Source organism: Pseudoalteromonas sp. R86517 (genome assembly GCF_042466295.1).
In the GTDB taxonomy this organism is placed as follows: Bacteria; Pseudomonadota; Gammaproteobacteria; order Enterobacterales; family Alteromonadaceae; genus Pseudoalteromonas; species Pseudoalteromonas atlantica.
Genome location: NZ_JAXHCB010000001.1, coordinates 3,185,699 through 3,208,282, shown reverse-complemented (window position 1 = coordinate 3,208,282; position 22,584 = coordinate 3,185,699). Strand labels below are relative to the sequence as shown.

The 22,584-nt window shown below is 41.6% G+C and carries 22 protein-coding genes; 9 read left to right on the top strand and 13 right to left on the bottom strand.

Annotated elements, in window-relative coordinates:
- Positions 1-57 precede the first annotated feature (57 nt).
- Positions 58-1,500 carry a PLP-dependent aminotransferase family protein gene (locus SJY38_RS14510; protein ID WP_054983689.1) on the top strand — a complete coding sequence of 481 codons (1,443 nt, stop codon included), beginning with the start codon at positions 58-60 and terminating at the stop codon, positions 1,498-1,500.
- A 58-nt stretch (positions 1,501-1,558) separates the two neighbouring features.
- Here SJY38_RS14510 and SJY38_RS14505 read toward each other — a convergent pair whose 3' ends face one another.
- Positions 1,559-2,353, bottom strand: coding sequence for a YggN family protein (locus SJY38_RS14505; protein ID WP_004589021.1), 795 nt, complete (start codon positions 2,351-2,353; stop codon positions 1,559-1,561).
- Positions 2,354-2,733: 380 nt separating this feature from the next.
- On the opposite strand from SJY38_RS14505, the gene SJY38_RS14500 reads away from it, so the two are divergent.
- The gene (locus tag SJY38_RS14500; protein WP_004589020.1) at positions 2,734-2,919 is read left to right on the top strand and encodes a PA3496 family putative envelope integrity protein; all 186 of its coding nucleotides are present in this window, start codon (positions 2,734-2,736) and stop codon (positions 2,917-2,919) included.
- Positions 2,920-3,027: 108 nt separating this feature from the next.
- On the opposite strand, the gene SJY38_RS14495 is transcribed toward SJY38_RS14500, so the two are convergent.
- The 3 genes from SJY38_RS14495 to SJY38_RS14485 all read right to left on the bottom strand — a co-directional run bounded on the left by SJY38_RS14495 (position 3,028) and on the right by SJY38_RS14485 (position 4,908).
- A complete protein-coding gene (locus tag SJY38_RS14495) occupies positions 3,028-3,522 on the bottom strand; it encodes a glutathione peroxidase (protein ID WP_377110032.1) in 495 nt (164 codons plus the stop codon).
- Positions 3,523-3,907: 385 nt separating this feature from the next.
- Positions 3,908-4,207: an AzlD domain-containing protein gene (locus tag SJY38_RS14490; protein ID WP_004589018.1), complete on the bottom strand. Its 300-nt coding sequence runs from the start codon at positions 4,205-4,207 to the stop codon at positions 3,908-3,910.
- Entirely contained in the window at positions 4,204-4,908 is a 705-nt protein-coding gene (locus SJY38_RS14485; protein WP_029772236.1) for an AzlC family ABC transporter permease, read from the bottom strand. The genes SJY38_RS14490 and SJY38_RS14485 overlap by 4 nt, the downstream gene beginning before the upstream one ends.
- A 149-nt stretch (positions 4,909-5,057) precedes the next feature.
- Here SJY38_RS14485 and SJY38_RS14480 point away from each other — a divergent pair, with 149 nt between their 5' ends.
- Entirely contained in the window at positions 5,058-5,720 is a 663-nt protein-coding gene (locus SJY38_RS14480) for a cytochrome b/b6 domain-containing protein (protein ID WP_377110029.1), read from the top strand.
- A gap of 63 nt (positions 5,721-5,783) precedes the next feature.
- Here SJY38_RS14480 and SJY38_RS14475 read toward each other — a convergent pair whose 3' ends face one another.
- Positions 5,784-6,236, bottom strand: coding sequence for a cytochrome c (locus SJY38_RS14475; protein WP_024032101.1), 453 nt, complete (start codon positions 6,234-6,236; stop codon positions 5,784-5,786).
- A 214-nt stretch (positions 6,237-6,450) separates the two neighbouring features.
- Here SJY38_RS14475 and SJY38_RS14470 point away from each other — a divergent pair, with 214 nt between their 5' ends.
- Entirely contained in the window at positions 6,451-8,784 is a 2,334-nt protein-coding gene (locus SJY38_RS14470) for a S8 family serine peptidase (RefSeq protein WP_377110027.1), read from the top strand.
- 11 nt (positions 8,785-8,795) lie between these two features.
- Positions 8,796-9,329: a hypothetical protein gene (locus tag SJY38_RS14465; protein WP_024032099.1), complete on the top strand. Its 534-nt coding sequence runs from the start codon at positions 8,796-8,798 to the stop codon at positions 9,327-9,329.
- A gap of 50 nt (positions 9,330-9,379) precedes the next feature.
- Here the strand turns inward: SJY38_RS14465 and SJY38_RS14460 are convergent, their stop codons facing one another.
- Positions 9,380-9,844 carry a DUF2721 domain-containing protein gene (locus SJY38_RS14460; RefSeq protein ID WP_004589012.1) on the bottom strand — a complete coding sequence of 155 codons (465 nt, stop codon included), beginning with the start codon at positions 9,842-9,844 and terminating at the stop codon, positions 9,380-9,382.
- A gap of 238 nt (positions 9,845-10,082) precedes the next feature.
- Here SJY38_RS14460 and SJY38_RS14455 point away from each other — a divergent pair, with 238 nt between their 5' ends.
- Positions 10,083-13,790 (top strand): S8 family serine peptidase, encoded by a 3,708-nt coding sequence (locus tag SJY38_RS14455; protein ID WP_377110024.1) that lies wholly within the window; start codon positions 10,083-10,085, stop codon positions 13,788-13,790.
- 133 nt (positions 13,791-13,923) lie between these two features.
- Positions 13,924-16,110 carry a S9 family peptidase gene (locus SJY38_RS14450; RefSeq protein ID WP_377110022.1) on the top strand — a complete coding sequence of 729 codons (2,187 nt, stop codon included), beginning with the start codon at positions 13,924-13,926 and terminating at the stop codon, positions 16,108-16,110.
- A gap of 42 nt (positions 16,111-16,152) precedes the next feature.
- Here the strand turns inward: SJY38_RS14450 and SJY38_RS14445 are convergent, their stop codons facing one another.
- Genes SJY38_RS14445 through SJY38_RS14430 form a run of 4 tightly spaced genes read right to left on the bottom strand, consistent with a single transcriptional unit; the run spans position 16,153 to position 19,879 of the window.
- Positions 16,153-17,637, bottom strand: a complete 1,485-nt coding sequence (locus SJY38_RS14445) for a sensor histidine kinase (RefSeq protein ID WP_377110020.1) — start codon at positions 17,635-17,637, stop codon at positions 16,153-16,155.
- 10 nt (positions 17,638-17,647) lie between these two features.
- Positions 17,648-18,373 (bottom strand): response regulator transcription factor, encoded by a 726-nt coding sequence (locus SJY38_RS14440; RefSeq protein ID WP_004589008.1) that lies wholly within the window; start codon positions 18,371-18,373, stop codon positions 17,648-17,650.
- A 58-nt stretch (positions 18,374-18,431) separates the two neighbouring features.
- Positions 18,432-19,166: a spondin domain-containing protein gene (locus SJY38_RS14435; RefSeq protein WP_377110018.1), complete on the bottom strand. Its 735-nt coding sequence runs from the start codon at positions 19,164-19,166 to the stop codon at positions 18,432-18,434.
- Positions 19,167-19,177: 11 nt separating this feature from the next.
- A complete protein-coding gene (locus SJY38_RS14430) occupies positions 19,178-19,879 on the bottom strand; it encodes a spondin domain-containing protein (RefSeq protein WP_377110016.1) in 702 nt (233 codons plus the stop codon).
- 181 nt (positions 19,880-20,060) lie between these two features.
- On the opposite strand from SJY38_RS14430, the gene SJY38_RS14425 reads away from it, so the two are divergent.
- Together SJY38_RS14425 and SJY38_RS14420 are read left to right on the top strand one after the other, a co-directional pair.
- Positions 20,061-20,426, top strand: coding sequence for a DUF4870 domain-containing protein (locus tag SJY38_RS14425; protein ID WP_377110014.1), 366 nt, complete (start codon positions 20,061-20,063; stop codon positions 20,424-20,426).
- A gap of 55 nt (positions 20,427-20,481) precedes the next feature.
- Positions 20,482-20,916, top strand: coding sequence for a YqaA family protein (locus SJY38_RS14420; protein WP_377110012.1), 435 nt, complete (start codon positions 20,482-20,484; stop codon positions 20,914-20,916).
- A 2-nt stretch (positions 20,917-20,918) separates the two neighbouring features.
- On the opposite strand, the gene folX is transcribed toward SJY38_RS14420, so the two are convergent.
- From folX to folM, 3 genes are read right to left on the bottom strand one after another with little or no spacing between them, the layout of a single operon-like run.
- On the bottom strand, positions 20,919-21,275 hold the full coding sequence (gene folX, locus SJY38_RS14415; protein ID WP_024032091.1) for a dihydroneopterin triphosphate 2'-epimerase: 357 nt from the start codon (positions 21,273-21,275) through the stop codon (positions 20,919-20,921).
- Positions 21,276-21,277: 2 nt separating this feature from the next.
- On the bottom strand, positions 21,278-21,832 hold the full coding sequence (gene folE / locus SJY38_RS14410; protein WP_004589001.1) for a GTP cyclohydrolase I FolE: 555 nt from the start codon (positions 21,830-21,832) through the stop codon (positions 21,278-21,280).
- Between the two features lie 24 nt (positions 21,833-21,856).
- Positions 21,857-22,576, bottom strand: a complete 720-nt coding sequence (folM, locus tag SJY38_RS14405) for a dihydromonapterin reductase (protein ID WP_126005445.1) — start codon at positions 22,574-22,576, stop codon at positions 21,857-21,859.
- Between the last annotated feature and the right edge of the window lie 8 nt (positions 22,577-22,584).

Here is a 22,584-nt window from a genome sequence, read left to right as displayed (position 1 = left end):
TATACTTACCATATACAGAAAAGTATAAATGTAACCTATACAGATTTGAGGCGAGATATGCAGCCAGCTGCCAATAAGCAAAAAGCCGAGTTTTTATACCAACAAGTTATTGAACTAATTAAAGACATGCAAGCGCAAAAGGTGTTACTACCTGGGGAAAAGCTTCCTTCGCTTCGTAAAATGGCCAGTAACTTAAATATTAGCATTCCGACGGTTAAGCAAGCGTATCAAGCGTTAGAAGATCAAGGGTTAGTAGAGGCACGTGAAAAATCGGGCTACTTTTTAACGGTGCTTAACACGGTTTACAGTTTGCCAAAGCGTGTAAAACTAAGCCGCGAGCCTGTCACTGTAAATAAACAAGCGTTAATAGAGCAGGTATACAGCGCTATTCATCAACCTAATGTAATTGCCTTTGGTATTGCCAATCCCGTTGCTGCCGCGCCTACCGATAAAGCTTTAGCCCGTACCATGCGTCGGGTTATGACAATTGCTGGGGCGAGTGTTATTAATTATGGCCCTATTGATGGTTTTGCTGCACTTAAAAAGCAATTAGTGCATAGATACTTAGGCTTTGGTATTGGTGTAAATATAGATGAACTGGTGATCACCAATGGCGCGCAAGAGGCGCTGGCTATCGCACTTAAGTGTGTTACTAAGCCCGGCGATGTGGTTGCAATTGAAACCCCGTGTTATCACGGCATTATTGAACTAATAGAGAGCTTAGGATTAAAGGCGCTTGAAATCCCGCTATGCCCCGACAATGGTATTTGGCTTAACGACCTAGCTCAAGCGCTTGAACAACATGATATAAAAGCATGCTTGTTTTCGACCGCCATAAATAACCCGGTTGGCAGCTTTATGAGCGATGAAAGCCGCATGCAAATGGTGGACTTAATAGAGTCACATAATGTTGTTCTTATAGAAGATGATGTGTACGGTGATCTGCACTTTACTGCCAAGCGTGGCACGCCCGCTTTAGCGTATTCCAAAAAAGGGCTTGTGATCAGCTGCGCCTCGTTTTCAAAAACGGCTGCACCAAGTTATCGAGTAGGTTGGTTAATAGCAGGCAAGTTTGCTGGACAAGCGCGCCGGCATAAGCGTGCATTAAGTTGCTCTGCCTCACTTATAAATCAGTGGACGCTTTCTGAGTTTATAGCCAGTGGTGAGTATGACCGTAATTTAAAAGTACTTAGGCAGCGCTTACGTAATAACAAAGAGCGCATGCGGTGGTGCTTATTAAACGCGATGCCTAAAAATACACGTATTAGTGACCCTAAAGGTGGGTGTGTTATTTGGCTTGATTTAGGCCAAGGGGTAGACAGTCAAAAGTTATTTTTACTGGCGCTAGAAGCTGGTATTAGCATAACCCCCGGACTTATTTTTTCAGCAAGTAATAAGTATAAAAGCTGTATTAGGCTAAGTTACGGGGTGCAGTGGAGCGAAAAAATAGAGCAGGCTATTACCACGTTAGGAGCGTTGGCTCACACGCTAAAAGAATAAAAAAGCAGCACCTAATATACAAGTGCTGCTAAAGGGATGTTAAATACGGTGCGGTGTATTAATTTTGTTTAATGGTAAATAACTCGTAGCCTTTTAGCTGGGGTAACTGCGCTACTAATTGCTCTTCTTGCTGTGCTATGTTGGCAAAGCTGTCGCATAAAGAGTTGGCACGCTTTTCAAGCGCACTGGCATGCAGCTCTACTTTTTCTTCTATTTGCGCGCCCATATTTTCCATGCGCTGCTCAAATGCATCCATATCTCCACCCGAACCAAGCAGCTCAGAGCCTAAAGCAACTAAAATACTGCCCATTGATTGCATAACGGCAGACTCAACCACGGTTTCTATTTGCTCCTCAAATTGGTGTTCAAAGTTTTCACCAAATTGATTAAAGCTTTGTTGGCCCATTACAAACGTACCTTGTTGATAAAAGGTGTTTTCTACTTCAAGTCTTATATCGTCCATCAGGCCAGATAAGTCATCAAGGCCATCAATATTAAATGCGTTAGCTACTTCCTCTAATGCTACACCGGCTATTTTTACTCCGTCTAAGGCAATATTAGCGACCTCAGGTAGCTGCGTACGTAAGTTGTCAGAATACTGAGTAAGCGCTTGGCGTTGCTCGCTGTTAATGGATACTTGTTCGCCATTTATAGTTAAGTTGCCATTGCTGTTAAAACGCATGAATTGATTAGATGCGGTAAAAATTTCTAATTCGCTAGGTTTAATGCGTACATCGTTTTTAAACTCTACATTGCACTGTTCATTGCTAAACGAAATGCCCGCATTGTTATCGTTATGTGCCATTGCAGCGGGTGTACAAATTAAAGCGCTTACTAATAGTAAATTTTTCATGTTTATTCTCTAATAATTGTTGATGACAGCTAAGTATTAACAAGTTTGGTGCCATTATTTATTTTTATTTTAAAACAGTAGGTTATGCAAATTTGTGTGTTTTTAAGGATTTTTAATTTTGATAAATAAACTACTTTTTAGTCAAAAACACTAAAAATAAATAAATGATAAATTTTATTTGTCGAAACGATAAAAAACTCTCACTTTCCACTTTCTTAATTTAGCGCTATTTATTCACAATATTGACATGAAGGCTATTTACGATAGTCACGTGGCTTTATTTTGGTGCTAATTTGTTCGTATTTTAGCGCTAAACATTTTTAATTTACCAAGTGCAGGAATAAACCTGAGTTGGTCTCAAACACTTTATGGAGTGGGTTGTGGGTAAGACATTTAGTTACGATGCGCTAGATGATGATTTTGTTGAAGACGAGTACGAAATGGTCGGGCGTAATCAGCATGACAAAAAAAAGCAAAAGGTGAAAAAGAAGTTGGAAGATTACCTTGAGCAAAAACGTTTGCGTAAAAACCTAGGTGAAGACGACTTAAACGATTACATAGACTAAATTGTGCTAGTTAAAATAATGCGCCTTTTTATTAGGGTTTGAATGTGCGTTTACGCATGTTTAAAGGCTAAACATTGGCAATAAAGAGGCTTTATGCCTCTTTATTACTTATTGTGTACTTAATTTACCGAGTGCTTGTTGAATAGTGGTTTCTAGCTTTTCTGGTTTTGTAAAAGGCGCATAGCGCTTGATAGGTGTGCCATCGGGCGCTATCAAAAACTTAGTGAAGTTCCACTTTATTTTTCGTGTTAAAAAGCCGGGTAAGGCCGATTTTAAATACCTAAATACAGGGTGGGCGTGACGACCGTTTACATCCACCTTAGCGGCCATTAAAAAGCTTACCCCGTAATTGATTAAACAACCTTGTTGTATTTGCGTCGCGTCGCCTGGCTCTTGCTGACCAAATTGATTACATGGAAAACCAATAATAACCAATCCGCTTTTAGCGTACTTACTATGAAGAGTTTGTAGCGACTCGTACTGCTTAGTAAAACCACACTCACTTGCGGTATTAACAATAAGCACAACCTTGCCTTCAAAGTCGCTAAAATTAATTGTTTTACCGTCTAACGCAGTAGCCGTTAATTGATGAAATTCATGCATGATGGGTGCTTTTTTATTGTTGTTAGCTACATTCTACCCGCTGAAGCGCGTTACTAAAAGTATAAAATTTAGGCTTGTTAATACCGCGCTTAACTATGCGCTAATGAGTTGGCTGTTATTTAGGGCGTGTTGAATTTTGCGGATTGAAATTTGTTCAACCTAGGGGCGATCAAATCGCGGCGCGAGGTTTGTAACCTAGTGGGCTAAGTAAAAACCGAGCAACAAAGAGTTTATCGCCCCTAGGCAGAACCCAAAGGGCAGCGCATGTTTGGCATTTATGCTACGTTATCGCCTATTTATGGGGAATAACCACACTTCACAGGCTCTGCCTTGCCTAAAAACCAAACATACTGCTGCAAATTCAAACGCCAAAGGTCAACACGCCCTAGTTTAAAATTAAAAATAACCCCATACTGGCAAGCGTTGTGTAATAAATATTATGTGTTTTATAGGCAACAATAATGGCAACGATAGCTGCACTTAAATAAGGGTTGTGCCAGTTAAGGTTGAGCCCGTCTTCATTTATAAAAATAATAGGTACCCAAATAGCGGTTAGTACAGCGGGTGCGCTAAAGCTTAAAAACTGCTGCATTTTAGGGCCCACTTTAAAACCAAGGCGTTGATGTAAAAATAAGTAACGAGTAAAAAAGGTAATACACGCCATTAATAATATAGTGAGCATCATAATGGGCTGTCCTTTTTTTGTGTAAGCCTTGCAGTAAAGTAGCCTGCGCTCATTGCAAGTAGAGCAGCACAAACCAACCACAACTCAAACCCCGTGCTTTTTAAAACTGTGGCGCTAATACCCGCAACAATCACTGTAACCAGCGAGGCTAAATTTTTTATGCCCGGTACCACAAGCGCAATAAATGTAGCTGCAATAGCAAAGTCGAGCCCTAAATTTGTTAAATCAGGGAGCACACTTCCTGCAACTATGCCTATGAGTGTCCAAAGGTTCCATGCAATATAAAAACTAAAACCCGCGCTTAAAGCATATATTAGGCGCGCTTTTGTTTTATAGGCTTTGCGGTGATGCGAAAAGGCAAACAGCTCGTCGGTTAGTACAAAACTTATTGGTAAGCGCCACCGAAATGGCTGTGAAATAACTTTATGGCGTACGGCTAAACCGTATAAAAAATGCCGAGAGCTAATAATAAATGTGGTAAATAAAATAGTCAGTAAAGGGGTGTTACCGGCCATTAGTTCAATTGCAACTAATTGTGCAGAACCCGCGAATACAAGTAATGACATTGCTTGTGTTTCAAAGGCACTAAAGCCATTTTGAATCGCTAAAGAGCCACATAATATTCCCCAAGGAACGACCGCCAGGCAAAGCGGGAGCATATCAAAAAAACCTTTTAATACTGCGCGTTTAGTTATATTCATTAATGCAAGTAAGTAATAAGTTGGTGCGTTTAGTGTGCCATAAATAGCGCTTTATGTAATATCATTAATGCAGCGGTAGTAAAACTTTGGAATAATGGCTTTAGTCTCAAAATAATGTGCCAGAGCCTGGCAACAAGTTAAGGATTTATATGCAAAGTATAAAAGTATGGGATGGCTTTATAAGAAGCTTTCATTGGTTATTAGTGATTAATATTGCTGTGCTTTACTTTAGCATTGACGAGGGCATGATTGAGCTTCATTTTGTGGCTGGCTTTTTCGCAATCGCATTAATAGTGACCCGTTTAGTTTGGGGGCTGGTGGGCAGTAAAACGGCAAAGTTAAGCGCGTTACTGCACTCGCCAATAGCAGTATTTAAAGAGTTTAAAAACCCCATTAAAGGGGTGGGTCATTCGGCGCCAGGTAGCTACATGGTTTTGTTGTTTTTTGTACTTATTATAGTGCAGTTAGTGACCGGGCTAATGAGCAGTGATGGTATTTTGTCTGATGGGCCTTTGGTTGAGTATGTGTCGAGCTCAACGGTTGATTTTGCAAATTGGCTGCACCGCCTTAATTTCGATATTTTATTTTATGCCATTTGCCTGCATGTTACTGCCATTGTTGTGTATAAAATAAAAGGAAAACCACTTGTCAAAGCAATGATCACCGGTAAACAGGCTAACAGCGAGCAAGCCACTCAAATTAATATAGAAAACACGAAAGCTCCTTGGTTGGCGTGGGCTATTTTTGTTGGGTTGTTAGTGCTACTGGCTGTTACGTGGGGTAAAGAACCACTTAGTTATTTGCTAAGTTAATAGCTAACAAAAAACAAAACGGCGCATAAAGCGCCGTTTTAGTGTGCAATATTTTAATTGTAATTAGTCTTTAAATTGCTTGTGGCAATCTTTACAGCCTTTGGCCCATGCGCCAAATGCTTTACCAATTACCGCCTTATCGCCAGATTGAGCTGCTAAAGCCAGCTTATCTGCATTGGCAGCAAAGGCATTGGCTTTTTTAACAAAGGTTGCATTATCAGACCATACATCAGCTAATGCTGCTGTATCACCTTTATCAGTGCCTTCGTAAAACGCTTCCCATGGCATTTTAGAAAGGGCTGCTGCGTTATTAGCGCGCATTTTAAATTGCTCTGCATCAAAAGGAATTTTACCTTTTAGCATCGCGCCCATATCGCTAATTTGCACTGAAATCATAGAAAACGCAGCTTGACGGTATTCAATAGCATCACTTGGCTCTTTAAATGCAGTATTTGCAGATACGCTAAGTGTACATGTTGCTAAAGCAACCCCTGCTAAAAATTGTTTTAATTTCATGTTTTGCCCCTGTAAGAAATTATATCTACTAATTAGACATCTTGAATCGATTGCTTATTTTATTCAAGTGAAACTTTAATGTCCCATAGCTTGGTTTCTGAATATATCATTACAGCTTGTCAGTTTATTGTTAACGACTGTAAACAGCGCGTTGTTATTAAGTGCCCTGTTGTGTACCTTGAGTCATCATAAAAATAATTAACGAAGGAAGTTTATGAAGCATAATATTTTTAAAATGTCGGCACTTTCTGCCGCAGTAGTTATGACCCTTGCAGGGTGTGGTGGCAGCGACAATGACAATAATAGCCAAGTTGCTGTAGTAACTGATGTTGCACCAAAAGCAAGCGATGTAGCCGTTGCCGGTTTAAAGCAATGGGTACCTGTAACTGCTGAGTTTAATGCAAGTGATAACGATGGCGATACACTTAGTTATACATTTACTGAAAATGGTGAAGCGGTTGAAGCGCAAGATGGCGTATATACTTTTAGCCATGGCTTGTTAACAGTTGAAGGCGATACCTTTACTTACGTTCCTGTTTCAGGCGAAGACGCGGTAATTGATTACACCGCTAATGCAAATGGTAAATCGGCGTCTGCGCAATTAACAATTAGTGATATTGCAACTGACCCGTTAGCTAATCAGCAATGGCACCTACGTAACACAGGTCAAAAGTCGTATGCTTTAAGCGATGATATGAAACAAGGCCTAATTGATTTATATGTCAACCAATTAGGTTACAGCGAAGAAGAAGCGCAAACTATTTTTGACGAGGATTTTGCTGAATCAGAAGCAGAAGAATTGGTTGCTGGCGAAGATATGAACGTAGCAGCTGCGTACGCTCAAGGTGTTACAGGTGCTGGCGTAACGGCGGTTGTTGTTGACTCTGGTATGGAAATTCGTCACGAAGACTTAGTTGATAACGTTTTACCAAACCGTTCTTTAAATTTAGATGTTGATGTGTTGGATCGCACCGACCCTACAAGTCTGTCAAACAGTGGCGACCACGGTACCAGTGTTGCAGGCTTAATTGCAGCGAAAGGTTGGAATGGTAAGGGTGGGCGCGGTGTTGCACCAGATGCTGGTCTAATTGGCATGAACTACCTAGGTGGCGATAAAATTGAGCAAACTGATTTACTCGCGCATGGTTTCCCAGGTAGCGGTATTAGCACGTCAGAAAATATTTCTGCTTTTAACCGCAGCTACGGTATTACCTTCCCAACGTTTATTGGCTACTCAGAGCTAGATGAAGCTATCGAGTCTTACCCTAACCTTAACCTTCGTGATGGTAAAGGTGCCCTAAACATGAAATCGAGCGGTAACTCGTTTGTAGATGGTAGCGGTGAAGGGTCATTATGTGCCGATAACGGCGCAAATGAGCTAGGCCTTACTTGTTATAACGGCGCGTTTGAGCCAAGCCAAGGTCATCCATATTACTTAAGCGTTGCAGCTGTAAATGCTGATGGTACGCATACAAGCTACTCAAGCGGTGGTGCTAACTTAATGGTTTCAGCCCCTGCGGGTGAATATGGGCGCTGGGCGCCTGCCATGGTAACAACTGATCAAATGACCTGTATTAATGGGTACTCAGGCTTTAATGGTAGCTCGATTACGGCATGGGCTGCAGCATATGGCGAAGACTTTGCTGCATCGCAATACCCATTCAACTACCCAGGACATGAAGATAACGCTAGCTGTAACTATACCTCTACGTTTAATGGTACTTCTTCGGCAGCACCTAATGCGTCAGGTGTAGTATCATTGATTTTATCAGCTAATTCAGAGCTAACATGGCGCGATGTTCGTCATATCTTAGCTACTACAAGCACAGTTAACGATGCAGAAGATGAAGTTGTAACGCTTAGCGTTGGTGAAGGTGAATTTGTAGCGCATGACGGCTGGGTTGAAAATGCAGCAGGTTATAACTTTAATAACTTATACGGTTTTGGACGTGTAGATGCTGGTGCTGCAGTTGCGATGGCGAAAGAGTACGACGTAGCATTAGGTGAGCAAGTTATTACAGATTGGAGTGGTGTTGGCTCTGTTGTTGAAGAAGAGGCCCTTACGCTAGAAATCCCAGATAACAGTGCCGCGGGTGTTACACAGCAAATCACTGTTGAAGAAGAGCTAAACATTGAAGCAATGCAGTTTAAGTTTGATGTGAGCAATACTGAAATGGGCTTTGGTTTAGCGGATGGTACGCAAACATCTGCTGGTACCGATTTAGCAATTGAAGTGACGTCTCCATCAGGCACACGCAGTGTATTACTAGCGTCTAAGCAAGCTCTATTTTACCCAGCTTATAGCTTTACTAACGGTTGGAACACAGGCTATGTTTTAAAAGATGCGGTACTACTGTCTAATGCTTTCTATGGCGAGACAACAAAAGGTACTTGGACTATTCGTGTTCTTGATGCTGCAGCAGATAGCTTTGCATTCAGCGATGGCGGGGATAACGGACTTGGTGCCGTAGGTATTTCAAATAACCGTGCCGCAAGCGTTTTAGAAGGCGTTTCGTTGAGAGCATTTGGTCACGCAGGTCAAGAGTAAGGAATATAGATATGAAAATGAATAAATTAGTTATTTTAGGTGCTGCTGCGTGTATTTCTCTAAGTGCAACAGCGAGTTCAGTAGCAGATAAAGAGCTGCAACTTCCAAAAAAGCCGGTAAATAGTGTGAAATACAGCAAAACCGACTTTGGCTCTTACGTTGTAGAAAAAAACTTACGTTTAGTACCAACAAGTGTTGCTGCTGATGAGTATGTTGTTTCTACTAAAGGTGAGATGGCGGTTGTTGAGTCTTCTGAGGCTTCATCGTTAGTAACAAAAGGTACACTGGTACGTAATGTCCTAACAAACAACTTAACGTCGCTTTCTGGCAATATTACTGTTTTGCTTAAAGATGGCATGAACGCAACAGAGGTAGCTCAGCTGTCTGGCTTAAAGGTAGTGTCTGTTTTCCCAGGTACTAAAATAGCGGTTTTAGCTGTTAATGATGGCCAAGATATTTTAGCTGCTGCAGAGCAGTTAAAGTCATCTGATTATACTAAAGAAGCGCGAATTGAAGTGCTAGAGACTATTTATACTGCACAATAAAATTAAAATGTTGTGATAAAAGCCCGAGAAAATCTCGGGCTTTTTTATTGCTAATCGTTAATATCAGCAAATATCATCCCTCGGCGCATACTACGTGTGGCCAAAAATACCTCGCCAAGTAGCGACATAAACCCACATATTAATAAGGCCATTGCAGCCACAAAACAGCTGGCAATTGTTACCCCTAAATTAATAGACTGAATGTGTGATAAAAACAACAGCATAACCACAGCACATACTAGCAAGGCGCTTAGCACGCTCATACTAAAAGCAATGTGAATACATCGAGAGCGCTTTAACAGGGCTCGCAGCTCTGTGGCTAGGGTTTTATTAAAGTCTTCATCGGTGCTTACCTTGAGTTTTCGCTCAAGTTGTCGCGCACGGTCAGTAATGCGGGCTAAGCGATTAGATAAAACCCCGAGCGTGGCAGCAATACCCGTAATTAAAAAGACAGGGGCGACGGCAGTCTGAATTACTTTAGCCATGGTTAAAATATTTATAACGTCGTTACTCATTCATTTTCCATAGAGAAGTTAGGTTTTGTTTACAGTGATTTACAAATCACAGAAATGGAAAAACTTATTTAAAATTAGTTTGTTGTGATGTTTTTGCGATGCTATTCCTGCAGTTTTGTAATCCACTTGTAATTGAGTTGTTGCTAGCCTGAGGGCTGTAGTTCTATATTAAAATCACAATTCTAATCACATTGAATTGAGTAAATACAATAATATAAAACTCACTCCAGGGGAAATAATGTCTAATATAACACTGAAAAGAACCGCTATTTCATCAGCTATAGGTTTAGCTATGATGCCATACGGTGCAGCCGCCGCACCTGATTTATCTAAAGGATATGTCCCAGAAACATCAAGTGTAAAAACATACTCTCAAGATAAAACCATTTCTACTAAAGCACGCTATATTATCCAGCTTGAAGACGAGCCGCTAGCAACCTACAAAGGCGGCATTGCAGGGCTTGAAGCAACCTCTGCAGCAGTAACTGGGGATAGTAAAGTTAATCTATCTTCAGCACCTGCGTTAAAGTACAGCAGCTACTTAAAAGCAAAACAAAAAAGTGTAGCGCAAGTAGCCGCATCTGTTAGCGGTGGCTCGGTTTCACATTCATTTAGTACGTTATTCAACGGTATCGTGGTAGAAGGTGAGCAAGGTCAACGTGAAAAGCTCGCTAAACTTGCGGGTGTAAAAAAAGTATTTTTAGATACTGAGTACCACACATTAATGGATGCTTCTATTGATGTGATTAGAGGCGTTGAGGCATGGCAGGCGCTTGGTGGTCAATCTGAAGCTGGTAAAGGCGTTAAAGTTGCTATTATTGACTCGGGTATTCGCCCAGAAAACCCTATGTTTTCAGATGTGGGCTTTGCAGCTGCAGAGTTTAGTGAAGAAGAAGCGGCTTACATCGCAGAAAACCCTGATTACTGTCGTATAGAGGGTGGTGAAGCCGATTTTTGTAATAATAAATTAATTGTGGCGCGTGCATTTGGTCCAACACCAAGTGATGTTCACCCTGACGAATATATAGGTTCTCCACTCGGTTACGACGGTCACGGAACGCATGTTGCTGGTACTGCTGTAGGTAACCCAATTGAAATTACTTACCAAGACAATAACGTGTCAATTTCAGGTGTTGCACCAGCGGCACAGTTAATGGCTTATAAAGCGCTTTGGCACACAGCCGATGGACGAGGCAGTGGTACTACCGTTGCACTAATGGGGGCATTAGAAGCGGCCATTAAAGATGGCGCAGACGTAATTAATAACTCGTGGGGCGGTGGTGCTGGTGGTAATCCATCAAGCAGTGCATACAGTGATTTATTCACAGCTGCAGAAGAAGCGGGTGTAGTGGTTGTAACCGCAGCTGGTAACGATGGTAACGGCGCACAAACTATTGGTTGTCCTAGCTGTATTGAGTCTGGTTTAACAGTTGCTAATACACAAACAGGGCGTTTCTTCTCTCAGCAAATTGAAGTGGCAGGCGAAACCTATTTAAGTATTGAAGGAAGCAATGGTTTATTAACAGACCCTATTTCACTTCCTATTATTTCGGCGCAAGTGATTGCTCCTGATAATTTTGAAGGGTGTGAAGAGTTTGCTGAAGATATCTCATTTGCAGACTCTGTAGCATTAATCTCTCGTGGTAGCTGTGCGTTTTCAGCTAAAGCTGAAAATGCGGCAAAAGCAGGTGCAACAGCGGTAATTATCCACAACAATGTTGCTGGCGGTGCTATGGGCATGTCTATGGATGACGCCACAATTCCAGCCTCAGCGATTAGTCAAGAAGATGGTTTAAGCTTGGTTGAGCTGTTAACTGCAGCTGAAGAGCCGGTTATTGCTTCACTCGACCCTAGTGTTAAAAGAACAATTCAAGAGAAATTTACTGATGCAGTAAACTCTTCAAGTTCGCGTGGTCCTAATGGTGAGCCTAGCTTCTTAAAACCTGATATTGCAGCGCCAGGTACAGATATTTTATCTGCGTACTCGCCAGATGAAGGTAATGGTATTACCTTTAATGCGATTACAGGCACAAGTATGGCAAGCCCTCATGTTGCTGGTGCAGCAGCATTGATGAAGCAAGCTCACCCAGAGTGGAATGCGGTACAAATCAAAACGGCACTTATGAGCTCATCTAAAATGGATGGCCTACATAAAGAAGACTTAGTTACCAAAGCTGATGCATTTGATGTAGGTGCCGGTCGATTAGATATGCCTAATGCGCTAGAGGCAGCACTTACATTTGATCATGGCTCTTACGCTGACCCTAGTTGTTTAAGTGTTTGTAGTTTCTCAAATACCGTGCAAAACATGACTGATACTGCCGGTGAGTGGACTGCAAAAGTAGTAACCGATATGCAAGGCGCTGAAATTACAGTTTCGCCTAGCACCGTTATGCTTGGCGCGCACGGTTCTACCTCAACAGACTCTGAAGGTGCAGAAACAAGCACTGACATGGCTGAATTTAACTTAGATATTGATTCAACATTTAACGATGTAAAAGGGTGGAACTTTGGCCACGTAGTATGGACTCATACTGAGACAGGTCAAATCGCTCACTTACCATTTGCTATTTACGATAACGAAGCAACAAATAGCAGTGTGTTTAGTGCAACAGTCGATGCAGATTCTTTAAATTCTTCTACTCCAGCAAAAGTAGGTGTGCAATTTAATAATACTCTGTTCACTGACGAGCTATCAGTAAATGTAAAACTTGATGAAAATGCAGAACTTCTTAAAGGTGCTGCCCCTGTTGTTGAAGTGACTAATGGTGCAGGTGAAGTAACATTAAGTGAAGACAATAAAGAGCTAACTTGGACAGGTACATTGGGACCAAAAGAATTTGCTATTAACAGCAGTGATTTCTTAGGTACCTTCTCATTGGCTGATGAAGGCATTGAGCCACAAGCGTGTCCTGACGGGTGTGATGAGATAACTATTACGGTTGAAGCTGACTTTATTTTTGATGGGAAAGAGTACTCAGCATTTACTATCTCAGATAACGGCTTTATTGCTGTTGGTGCAGATGTAAATACAACTAACTCTTGGAGCCCTCAAGCAATGCCTAATGCACGTACACCTAATGGTGTTATTGCGCCGCTTTGGGCTGACTTTGATTTAGCTGGTGGCACGAGCGGTGGCGGTGATCTTTATGTGGCTAAATTTGATAGCGGCTATGTAGTTGTAGAATGGCATGACGTTGAGCTTTGGGGTAGTTCTTTAGGTGATAAGTACACGTTCCAAGTGATCTTAAAAGAAGGGACTGATGAAGTTCGTATGAACTACATTGATGTGCCTGCTTTACCTGCACCTTACTCAGCGGGTGTAGAGTCTGCTGATGGCAACGTAGGTGCAATGCTGGACACAGTTCCAACGGGTAATGCTATTGGTAGTGGCTACTTAGTCGATCAAATCAAAGGCGGTGTTGTTGATATTCAATATCAAGCCTTTGCAAAAGATCGTAGCCATTACACAGCTGCAGATGCAGTAGAAGTTGATGAAGAGCAAACAGTGACTATTGATGTATTAGCCAATGACATGGCTGAGTCGCGTTTTGTATTTGACGCAGTAGCCTCTTCAGAAACAGAGAACGCAGAATTCTCTGCCCATAAAGGTGTAAGAATTAAAGGCAGCTTAGTGGCATCAACTGTTGAGGTGGTTTCTGCACCTGCAAATGGCTCTACAACCGTGAATGAAGATGGCACGATTGATTATACGCCAAATGCACAGTTCTCTGGTGAAGATAGCTTCACATACACAGTGCGTGAAGCATCAGGCACTAGCGCCGAAGAAACTATGGTATCAATCGTTGTTAACGATACCATTGCAGACCCTCAGCCAGTGACGCCAACACCAGAGCCTGAAAGCAATGGTTCATCGGGCTCACTAGCTTGGTTAACGTTACTTGCTGCGCCGTTTGCATTTATGCGTCGTCGTAAACAAAAGTAATTTTATAACTAACACGTTATTTTAAAGGGAGCCTCGGCTCCCTTTTTACATAGCTTCACAAACTAAATTACACCACGCTTTATTATTAGGTATATTTAATAGCACCAATAATAAAAACCATAGAGATTTCATAATGATTCGTTCTTCATTCACGCTAGCCGCGTTATCACTCGCTGTGCTAGCCGGGTGTGATAATGCGCCTAAAAGTACACCTTCAGATACAGCAACTACTATGCAAACACAACAAACAGAAAAACCAGTGAGCGCCATGGCGCCAGTTGCTAAAAAAGTACCTCATGAAATGACGATTCATGGCGATACGCGTATTGATGATTACTACTGGTTGCGTGATGACGAGCGTAAAGCGCCAGACGTTATAAGTTATTTAAATGCTGAAAACGTTTATACCGAGGCAATGCTTGCGCATACTCAAACATTGCAAGATAAGCTATTTGAAGAGTTAAAAGGGCGTATTAAAAAAGACGATGACTCGGTGCCTGTTAAAAAAGGCGACTATTTCTATTCATCACAAACGCGTGGCGAAAACGAATACCCTACCTATGTTCGCAGTAGCGATTTTAAAGGCACTGATCAGCAAGTTATTTTAGATGTAAATGCGTTGGCCAAAGATCACGACTACTTTGCTGTAAGTGGCTTATCTGTAAGTACTAACGGAAATTTAATGGCGTACGGGGAAGACACCGTTAGCCGTAGAATTTACACCATAAAGGTAAAAGATTTAACCACAGGTCAATTACTCGAAGACACGCTTGAGGGAACAAACGGCGGCGTTATTTGGGCAAACGATAATAAAACCTTTTACTACATTAAAAAAGATGCACAAACCTTACTTGGCTATCAAGTTTTTCGCCATACGTTAGGTACACCGCAAAGCGATGATGAACTTATTTACGAAGAAGCTGATACAAGTTATTACACGGGTATTAGTAAGAGCAAAGATGGCTCAGAAATATATATTTGGCACAGCAGCACCAATGCCTCTGGTATGTCGGTACTCAGCGCAGATAATAATAAAGCAAAACCTAAGCGCTTAATTGAGCGTGAGGACGACCTAGAATACAGTATTTCAAAGCTTGGCAATACGTATTACATCGTCACTAACTTAAATGCGGTTAACTTTCAGCTTATGAAGGTGGATGTAGATAAAGCGCATGATAAAGCAAATTGGCAAACGGTAATTGCGCCGCGCGATGATATTAAGCTAGAAGGCGTTGATTTATTTAAAGACTACCTTGTATATCAAGAGCGAGAACTCGGTCAGTCGCGCCTTATTGTACGCCATTTATCGACTGGAGATGAGCACACGCTAAGCTTTAACGACAGTGCCTATACCATTGCAAGCTATGGCAACAACGATATAAACAGCGACAAATTACGTGTTTATTATACCAGTATGACGACACCGGTTTCGTCGTACGATATTGACCTTAAATCGGGTGATAAAACCCTACTTAAACAGCAAGCCGTGTTAGGTGATTTTAACGCAGATAACTATGCCTCGGAGCGTATTTTTGTAGGTGCGCGCGATGGTATAAAAGTCCCCGTAAGCTTAGTGTACCGTAAAGATGCATTTAAAAAGGATGGCACAAACCCATTACTGCAATATGGTTATGGCTCGTACGGCGCCACCATGGACCCTACTTTTTCAAGCTCACGTTTAAGCTTATTAGACCGTGGCTTTGTGTTTGCTATAGCGCATGTGCGTGGTTCGCAAATGCTAGGACGCCCATGGTATGAAGACGGAAAGTTATTAACTAAAAAGAACACTTTTAACGACTTTGTTGATGTAACCAAATCATTAGTGGCACAAGGTTATGGCGCAAAAGACGAAATATTTGCCTACGGTGGTAGTGCTGGTGGTTTATTAATGGGCGCGGTGGTTAACCAAGCACCAGAGCTATATAAAGGGGTGGTTGCAGCAGTGCCTTTTGTTGATGTAGTTACCACCATGCTTGATGCAAGCATACCTCTTACCACCAATGAGTATGGTGAGTGGGGTAACCCAAATGAAAAAGAATATTACGATTACATGCTGTCGTACTCGCCGTATGATCAAGTCTCAAAGCAAGCGTATCCTAATATGTTAGTGACTACCGGTTTACATGACTCACAAGTTCAATATTTTGAGCCAGCTAAGTGGGTTGCAAAGCTGCGTGACTATAAAACAGATGATAATAAACTGCTGTTTAAAATAGATATGGAAGCCGGCCATGGCGGGGCGTCTGGTCGCTTTAAACGCCTAGAAGATACTGCGCTAAACTATGCATTTATGCTTGATTTAGCCGGTATTAAAAACTAACAAAATAAAAATTAAGTAATGTTCTAAAGGTATAGCCGTTGGCTATACCTTTATTTTTTGCGGCAAGTTAAAGCTAAACATAGTGCCTTTGCCCAGCTCACTTTGTACATTTATTTCACTGTCCATAAGTTTTAGTAACCCCTTACAAATAGCCAACCCTAAGCCACCTTGTTGGCGCCCTTCGTTATTTGAATTTGAAGCCTGATAATGCGGATTAAAAATTGCGTTTAGCTCATCATGCTTAATACCCACGCCGGTATCAGAAACCTGCACAAATAATTGCTTTTCATCAATACGCTTAACGTTTACAGCTATGCTGCCGCCTTTAGGTGTGTGCCTTATTGCGTTATCAATTAAATTACTTAAAACACGCTCAAGTTTTGCAATATCGGCTACAACAGGAAAATCGCAAATTGCAGGTTCTACCGTTAAGTTAAGGCCTTTTTTCTCAGCGGTTAGAGAAAACTTAGCAATGCAATCGTAAATAAGCTCACCTAAATTAAAGGTTTCTTTGTGAATGCTTATTTCGCCGTTTTCTAAATGGGCTAATTCAAAAATTTGTTCAATAAGCTGTTTAAGCTGCGCGCAGTTATTAAGGGATACATGTAAGTATTCTTGTTGTTCTTTAGCACTTAATTGCGACCCCGACTGATTAAGCACCTCTAAAAACCCCTGCAAAGAGGCAAGGGGGGTTCTTAAATCGTGAGATAAGTGGGTAAGCAACTCCTTGCGCTGTTTATCGCTTTGCTCAAGTGCTTTAAATTGCTCGTCAATCCGGGTAACCATAGCTTGAATGTTACGGCCTAAACTGTGCACTTCGTTACTTTTTTGGGTCGAATAGTTGCTGAGTTTGGTATCAGTAAGGCTGTAATTAGCTGCTTCAATATTGCTTACATCACGGGCTAATCGCTGAATAGGGTTGGTAAAAAAGCGTAGTAAAATAAGCATCGCAATCAGTAAAAATGCAAGTGCAGCTCCAAGCCATAATGCGGCAAGCCATAGTTTGTCATTATTTTTAATTGTGTTTAAAGAGGTATCGTAAGCTTCACCGCCAATAATTACGTACAAGTACCCTTGCAGCTTATCGTTATTAAAAACAGGCGCTACAGAGAATATTTTTTGCTGCGCTTTATTTCTTGGATCATCACCATAAATTGGCGCTGCAGCTGGGGTGTTAATCAGCTTTTTTAAGGGGGCTAAATTAATATGAGTGCGTTTAACTTTACCAGGCTCTGCTGAGTAAGTGAGGATTTTTCCGTTTTCATCTACAAAATAAAACTCAAATGCGGGGCCTAATAACATTAAGGTATGAAATAGGTTTTCTAGGGCTGCGTAGTCGTATACACCCTCTTTTATTAATGGGTTATCTTGTACTAAATGCTCAGCTAGGGCTAAGTGCAGGTTTTGCTCGCCATGATGTTTTGAGGTGAGCTCTAGTTGTTTACTCCAGCTGTAAACGAGTGCACAAATAAAGCAAAATATAACCACCAACGACACCGCTAATTTTTGATACAAAGATAGGTTCATAATAAGGCTCTTAAGTAAGTTGGCTTGGATTTAGTTTGTAGCCAACGCCCCAAACGGTTTCGATAATAGGCGCTTGATGATGTAGCTCAAGTTTGGCGCGTAACCTATTTATATGTGAGTTAACGGTATGCTCGTACCCGCTGTGCTGATACCCCCATACTTTGTCGAGCAATTGCTGACGGCTAAAAACATGGTTTGGGTGGCGAGCAAAATATACCAGTAAATCAAATTCAGTGGCGGTGAGGTTAAGTGCTTGTTCGTCTAAATAAACTTGATGTGAGCTAAATTCAATATTGAGTGAGCCTATATTTAGCGTTTGTTCGTTGCACGGGCTGTCGTTTTCGTTATTTTGAATCGCTAGAAGCTGTGAGCGGTGGCGAAGTTGTGTTTTAACGCGGGCTTGTAATTCGCGAGCAAAAAAGGGTTTACAAATATAGTCATCAGCACCCATTTCAAGGCCAATTACACGGTCCATATCGCTACTGAGCGCGGTAAGTAAAATAACGGAAATGGTAGGGTAGTGCTCTTTAATTTTACGGCATAAACTCAAGCCATCCATTTGTGGCAGGTTTATATCCAGTAAAATAAGCCCGTAAGGTTGTTTTGCTATTTTTTTTAGTGCGAGCTCAGCGCTTACAACATGGTCAACATGCAAATTTAACGCAGCAAGTTGAGTTGTTATTAATTGCCCTATTTCTCTGTCGTCTTCTACTACCAGTATTTTTTCGTGCCGCATGGTTAACCTCGTAAAAAAGGGACATCCGTGTCGCCTCACATCCCCATTACAAGCTGTTTTACTGTGTACGAGTGATCACGATTTTTGATACTGGGTTATCAAACTTATGTTCAGTACCTAGTGCAGAGTTTGATAAGCCATCTTGATTAGACACAACACCTGGGTGCATTGTGATTATATCGGCAATATCGTCGCGTATTTCGTTAAACCCTTCGCCGCCAGCAGCGGGACCAGGCACAGTGTCAGCTGTTTCTGTATTCGCTTCCGTACCTGCATCGTAAACGGACGTCGTTCGTGATATTGAACTGCCTACTTCCAATGTTGATACATCTACAGAACTAAGACCGGTAAAAGCGTCATTTGTATTCCCAAGCATGGCAGCAAAAGATAAATTAAGAACATCTTGTGCATCAACTAAAAGGGTTACAGAGGTTGTTTCGCCAGGGCCAATGCCGCCTTCAGCCGAGGCTGAAGCAAGTGCATTTTCATCGCTAAGGTACTCTTCATTAGCGCCGCTTTCAGCAATCATTTCTAAACCAGCAGAAGCCGTCTCACCAAATTTCCATGGTGGGGTTTCATCAAATGCAATGACCGAGAGTGGTGATAGTGGTTGTCCAGCCGTTAAGTTACTAAAAGTGATAGTAAACTCATAAACAACAGGTTCGGGCTCTACAATAACCACAGGTTCTTGCTCTTCAATAGAGTCGTTATTATCGTTATCGCCACATGCGGCTATTGAGCTGGCTAACAGTAAAATAAGCGCACTTTTTTTAAAATTAGAAAGAGATGACATAATTAACTCTCCTATTTAACCGTCACAGTTAATTTTGCAATGGGGTTTAACCATCTGTGTACAGTGTTATTCAAATCACTGTTTCCACCTTCTAGGTCATCATCGCCAAGGGCTCCCGGGTGAATGTGCACCATCGTATTTGTATCGCCAGTTGTAATACCTTTACCGTTAGTGCCTGCTTGGCCGCCCGGTGCAGCAGGGATACCTAATACACCAGGTGCACCCGAGCCTTCTACTACAAGTTCGTTATTTGCTTCTGTACCTGCATCATAACCATTGAGGTAAACAGTATAGGTGCCTGCTTCTGTTGGAACTTTCCAGCTATCAAGGCCTACAAAGCCATCATTGGTTGGCAGTAACATAGCCGCTACAGATAGGTATTCGTTGCCATCGGTAGTTGTGAGCTCTGCTGTTGCAGATGCCGCGGGTGCTAAAAGGCCTGCCGCTGGGTTTTCTGCAATATCGCTGCTCGATGCTGACGCTTGAGTAACAAGTGCTGATATATCGCCGCCTTCAGCCATTGCTTGCAGTGCAGCAGAGGCTTCGGTTGCAACTTCAAAAAGTTGATCTTCGCTATCGTGTGCTGTTATTAGTACCGGTGTAAAATAAAGGCCTTTAGTAAGGTTAGTAATTTCTACTTCTAGCTCTGCTGCCAATGTTGATTGGCTAGCTACTGCTAAAAGGGTTGCAACTGTAAATGCTGAAGCTTTCATTATTATTTCCTGTAAGTGATGATTCAGGCTAAGTATTGAATAACCACCTCAAGAAACTCTCACAAAGTTATCACTTTTTTATCACAGCAGGTTAGGGCGTGTTATTTAACAATATAGCTGCCTCTATATAGACACCTGCTCAATAAAAAGGCAGTATATATTAACTAATAAGGAGAGCGTAATGGAAGAAAATCAACAGCTTGAGCCGTTATCAAAAGACGAAAAAACATGGGCTATGCTTTGCCATTTAAGCGCTGTAGCCGGCTTTGTTATTCCGTTTGGCTCTATACTTGGGCCATTAGTGGTATGGCTTATTAAAAAAGATGAAATGCCAATTGTCGATTTACACGGTAAAAAATCGCTTAATTTTCAAATTACTATGGCTATAGCTTACTTTATATGTTTTTTACTGGTATTTGCCGTAATCGGCCTCGTTTTGCTGCCTTTAGTGGCTATTTTTTCTTTTATCATGGTGGTGTTAGCCAGTATTAAAGCCAACGAAGGGAAAGAGTTTAATTACCCACTGAGTCTAAATTTGATAAAATAAATGACGACCCTTTAATAAACCCAGCTGTATGCTGGGTTTTTACTTTAAGTACTTAATGATTTATATCACCTTATTTTTTAGTGCGTTTGTGTCCGCTACTTTATTACCAAGTTCTTCAGAAGTGGTACTTGTTACCATGATAAGCCAAGCAAAAGCTAATCTGTGGCTGCTGTGGTTAGCCGCTACTTCAGGTAATGTGCTAGGAAGTTGTGTTAATTATTGGTTGGGAACTCATGTGCTACGTTTTAAGCACAAAAAATGGTTTCCGGTATCGGCCAAGGGGCTTGAAAAAGCGCAATCTCAATTTAAAAAATATGGGGTATATAGCTTACTGTTTGCTTGGCTGCCGATTGTTGGCGACCCACTAACGGTAATTGGCGGCATATTTAAAGTGCGTTTTAGCCTGTTTTTATTATTAGTGAGCATTGGCAAAGGCGCGCGGTATTTAGCCGTTATTGCCCTTGCCAGTGGTGCACAAGCGGTTTTGTAAAGTTACTTTGACCAATCAAGCGTGAGCGAAACTGAGTCGGCAAAGCGCAGTGCATGCGGTTTATCTACTCTGGCTTTTGCGTAATGCACGCTTGGATGTGTATGGCATACTGCAAGTATTTCGGCAACCAGCTTTTCAAGCAACAAAAAGTGCCCTTGCTCTACTAGGTTTATCACCTCTTTGGTGATCACTTTATAGTTAAGCGCTTGGTCCACTTCGTCTGTTTTACAGGCGTCATCAGCAGGGTAGTGAATTTCTAAATTAATCACTACATCTTGCTTTTTTTCCCGTTCTTCTGGGTTAAAACCAATAAATGTACGTAAGCGTAAGTTGGTTACGTTAATAATTGCGTTGGCCATAATTAACCCTTAATAAGCTGTAAAAACTCGTTACGCGTTTTAGAGTCACTTCTAAAGTTACCTAGCATTACAGAGGTACGCATACTTGAGTTTTGCTTTTCTACACCGCGCATCATCATACACATGTGTTTAGCTTCAACAATAACACCTACGCCTTTAGCACCGGTTACTTCCTCAACGGCTTTAGCAATTTGATGAGTAAGCTGCTCTTGAATTTGAAAGCGGCGTGCAAACATATCAACAATACGCGCAAATTTAGATAAGCCTAGTACTTTGCCATCGGGAATATAAGCAATATGGCAACGACCAATAAAAGGTAATAGGTGGTGCTCACACATAGAGTAAAGCTCTATATCTTGGACAAGTACCATATCGTCAGCGTCTGAGCTAAATACCGCATTATTGGTAATTTCATCAAGCGTTTGACGATACCCTTTGGTTAAATACTCCATGGCTTTTGCTGCACGTTTTGGTGTATCGAGAAGACCTTCTCGGCCTGCATCTTCACCCACAGCGGTAATAATGTTTTGGTAGCTTTGCTTTAAATCGTCATGCATAAATTTCTCAGTTTAATGTGTGTTCTACTTTAAATGGCGGCCGCCATCCACAGGCAAAGCGCGGCCTGTGATGTAGTGGCTGCGCAGTAATAAATCAATACTATTAATAATTTCTTGGCAACCTGGTTCTATACCCATAAGAGATTTTTTAAGGGTTTTAGCACGGTAAGCCTCGTCATCGTGCTGATTAAAAATAATCAACGATGGCGCAACCGAATTCACCTTTATATTTGGTGCGTACTTAGCGCTAAACGACTTGGTTAAGTTATCAAGTGCAGCCTTACTTGCGGCATAGGCAATGTGCTTTGGGCTACCTGTTTCAACAACGTAATCGGTAAGATGAATAATGTCAGCCGGTGTGTAAGCATCAGCTTGATATGCCATTAATAGCTGAGCACAGGCATTATTAATTAAATACGGTGTTTTGGCATGAATGCGCATCATGTTATCAAACAAACTCGAAAAATCAGGGTTACTGGCTTCGCAGTCCCAGCTAGAGGCATTGTGCACAATGGCACGTAAAGAGTGAGTTTGCTGTTTTAGTGTTTCAATAAAGCTAGCTATACCGGCATCGCTGCTAAAGTCGGCGTGTATGCATACGGCGCCTTGTTGTTCTAAGTCGTCGACGGCATCGTGGCGCGTACGATAGGTAATAATAATAGCTTGGCCTTGCGATAAAAAGTGCTTAGCAAGCGCAAGGCCAATACGTTGACCAGCGCCTGTTATTAAAATAGGAGATGTCATGTAATGCA